The organism is Escherichia sp. KCJ4928, assembly GCF_004352695.1.
Lineage (GTDB): Bacteria > Pseudomonadota > Gammaproteobacteria > Enterobacterales > Enterobacteriaceae > ECMA0423.
In genome coordinates, this window is record NZ_SJWV01000296.1 from 1 (window position 1) to 3,197 (window position 3,197).

General features: G+C 52.5%; 2 protein-coding genes. One reads left to right on the plus strand and one right to left on the minus strand.

Going from position 1 to position 3,197, the window contains the following annotated elements; translation table 11 throughout:
* Window positions 1-51: 51 nt before the first annotated feature.
* Window positions 52-1,911 (minus strand): bifunctional glutathionylspermidine amidase/synthase, encoded by a 1,860-nt coding sequence (gene gss, locus E0D98_RS22710; protein ID WP_001378395.1) that lies wholly within the window; start codon window positions 1,909-1,911, stop codon window positions 52-54.
* 204 nt (window positions 1,912-2,115) lie between these two features.
* Between gss and yghU the strand changes: the two genes are divergently transcribed.
* Window positions 2,116-2,982 (plus strand): glutathione-dependent disulfide-bond oxidoreductase, encoded by an 867-nt coding sequence (gene yghU / locus E0D98_RS22715; RefSeq protein ID WP_001295515.1) that lies wholly within the window; start codon window positions 2,116-2,118, stop codon window positions 2,980-2,982.
* Window positions 2,983-3,197: the final 215 nt, after the last annotated feature.

Sequence of the window (3,197 nt, forward strand, 5' to 3'; positions counted from 1 at the left end):
TCCCCGTACTGATTATTCTTCATAATCAGTACGGGGTTGCTACAACATGTATTACTTTTTCACCACAATTAACGGTTCAATATCACTCTCTTTTTTGATGACCAGTGATTCATCACCGCGCAAACACGTCCCACCGTAGTTGCCGCCAACGGTGAAGGTACATACCTGAATGTATTTACCGTCCACTTTCGGCAAACACCACAGTTGCTGATAGATGTTTTTCTGCTCGGCAAATTTACCGCTGGTTTTGTCCAGCACCTCTTCATGATGGCTGACGAGGTCGATATTGCTGCCACAGCGACCGGCGATCGGTTTCACTGCGTAACCTGTTTTCACCAGTTCATCATTAACAGTGAAATCGGTATCCAGCAGGTAACGATGGTGCGGGAACAGCGACCAGAGGATCGGCAGAATCGCTTTGTTGCCGGGGATCACCGTCCACAGCGGCTCAAAGACCAGCACTTCCGGGCGCAGCAATACGTCGATAAGACGCACTTCGTTTTGCGGATGACCGGTACGGATTGGCACCGCAGCAAACTCACGGTCGCTAACTTCACGAATCTGATCAAACGCGGTTTCCCACGCCCAGGTTTTCCACACGCAGTTAACCAGCCCTCCTTCCCCATCAATCAGTTGCCCGGCAGCATCCCAGCCCAGTTCATCCAGCCCGCGCAAGATACGCGTTTCAAAGCCCGCCTGGTGCAGCGCCTGCTCCATAAACTGCGCGTGATAGTTTTCCTCGATATCTTTGTCCTGCATGATATGGACAAACGGACGTGCACGACTGTGTTTCCAGGCACCAGCCAGTTCGTTAATCAGCCCTTCCGCCGGATTGAAGCCGTTGCCTTTATAGCCCTGCTCCGCCCAACGTTCGAGGATCAAGCCCGCTTCGGTATGACATGAGGCAGAGTCGGCGTTGTACTCGTAAACCTTCAGACCACGCTCATCCATGCAGAAATCCATACGACCGGTGATCATATGGTGACGGCGACGCTGCCAGGAGAGACGCAAACGTGGCCAGAGGATTTTCGGGATGTCGAACAGCGCCAGCAGGTTGTCATCTTTCAGCACCTTGTCGGTTGCGTGAAGATACATCAGGTGCAGCTCGTTGGTGGCTTTAATTAGCTCCTGCTCGGCACTCTCGGTAATGGTGTAGTAATGATACGGATCCTGATTGATCACCTGACCGTTGGCCTGCACATAGGCGTTTTGCAGCGGATCTTTTTCATCCAGCCATTTACCGTCAAACTGGCCTTTGTTTTCCAGGCGCGCTCCGCTGATTTTCAGCAGCTCGCCTGCAATTTCCGGCTGCGGTAAGCTGTATTCAGTATCTTCCGTCTGGATCATCCAGCCCAGAATGGTGGTGTCATCAAAAGTGTCTTTCAGGGTATAGCAGCCGTTTTCGACCACCATCTCCAGCTCACGCGTCCACTGTTGCCCTTGCGGCAACGGGGAATGAATCACGTTCTGTTCCGCAATACGGACTTTGTTGCCATGCAATTGGGTAATGATGGCGACATGGCCAGTGTCTTTAAATTCACCGCCTTTATCCCAGATAAGAAGCGCACCCGCGACCGGCGCACGCGGCGAGCCGTTAGGAAATGCCTGCAATGGCAGGATGTTGTCATTAACCACTTCTCGCAGGAAGCGCAGCGAGAAAATCTCCCACGCCATACCCACGTCAGTAAAGACCACACCGTAATTCAGAAAGAGAAAACGGCGAGCAAATTCAACGCATTGCCACTTGTGGCCCATATATTCGTCGTCGATATAGCTACGGAATACGGCGTCATCTTCGTATTCCTGCGGATCGAGAGAACTGTAATCTGAAGAGTAGATTGCTACCCCACCTGGGGCGTAGCCCAATAATGTCCCGAACGGGGCATCCTGGCTGGTCGTTCCTTTGCTCATCACTTTACCTTTAACAATACAACCTAAGCAGTTGGCGTAATTGTTGTGCTCTGATTACCTGCTCAGCGACATTAACCGGACAGAGGTCAGACTAATCATACACCTCATCGCAGCGGCTGGCGCAAAGGGTTAAAAAATTCACATTCTGTACAGCAAGTGACCTGCTACACTGCTTCAACACTACCACTCAGAAGGCAACTCACTATGACAGACAATACTTATCAGCCCGCGAAAGTCTGGACGTGGGATAAATCCGCTGGCGGCGCGTTCGCCAATATCAATCGCCCGGTTTCTGGTCCGACGCATGAAAAAACGCTGCCCGTTGGCAAACACCCATTGCAACTTTATTCGCTGGGAACGCCGAACGGTCAGAAAGTAACGATTATGCTTGAGGAGCTGCTGGCGCTGGGCGTTACTGGTGCAGAGTACGACGCCTGGCTGATTCGTATTGGCGATGGCGATCAATTCTCCAGCGGCTTTGTCGAAGTGAACCCAAACTCGAAGATCCCGGCGCTGCGCGATCATACGCATAATCCGCCGATCCGCGTGTTTGAATCTGGTTCGATCCTGCTTTATCTGGCGGAGAAATTTGGCTACTTCCTGCCGCAGGATTTGGCAAAGCGTACTGAAACGATGAACTGGCTGTTCTGGTTACAGGGCGCGGCACCGTTCCTCGGCGGTGGTTTTGGTCACTTTTACCATTACGCACCGGTAAAGATTGAGTACGCCATCAACCGCTTTACCATGGAAGCCAAACGTCTGCTCGACGTGCTGGATAAGCAACTGGCGCAGCATAAGTTTGTTGCGGGCGATGAGTACACCATTGCGGATATGGCGATTTGGCCGTGGTTTGGCAACGTGGTGTTAGGCGGCGTGTATGATGCCGCAGAGTTTCTTGATGCGGGCAGTTATAAGCATGTACAACGCTGGGCGAAAGAAGTAGGCGAACGTCCGGCGGTGAAACGTGGGCGTATTGTTAACCGCACCAACGGACCGCTGAATGAGCAGTTGCATGAGCGCCATGACGCCAGTGATTTCGAGACGAATACGGAAGATAAGCGTCAGGGGTAAGGGTTGGTGTTCGTCGCAGCAAGCCATCCAGGCCGGATAAGGCGTTCACGCCGCATCCGGCAATCGTGCACAATGCCTGATGCGACGCTGCCGCGTCTTATCAGGCCTTGTATTATCCCTCCAGTGCAGAGAAAATCGGCCAGTTTTCTCTGCCTGCAGTCCGCATGCCGTATCGGGCCTTGGGTTCTAACCTGTTGCGTAGATTTATGCAGCGG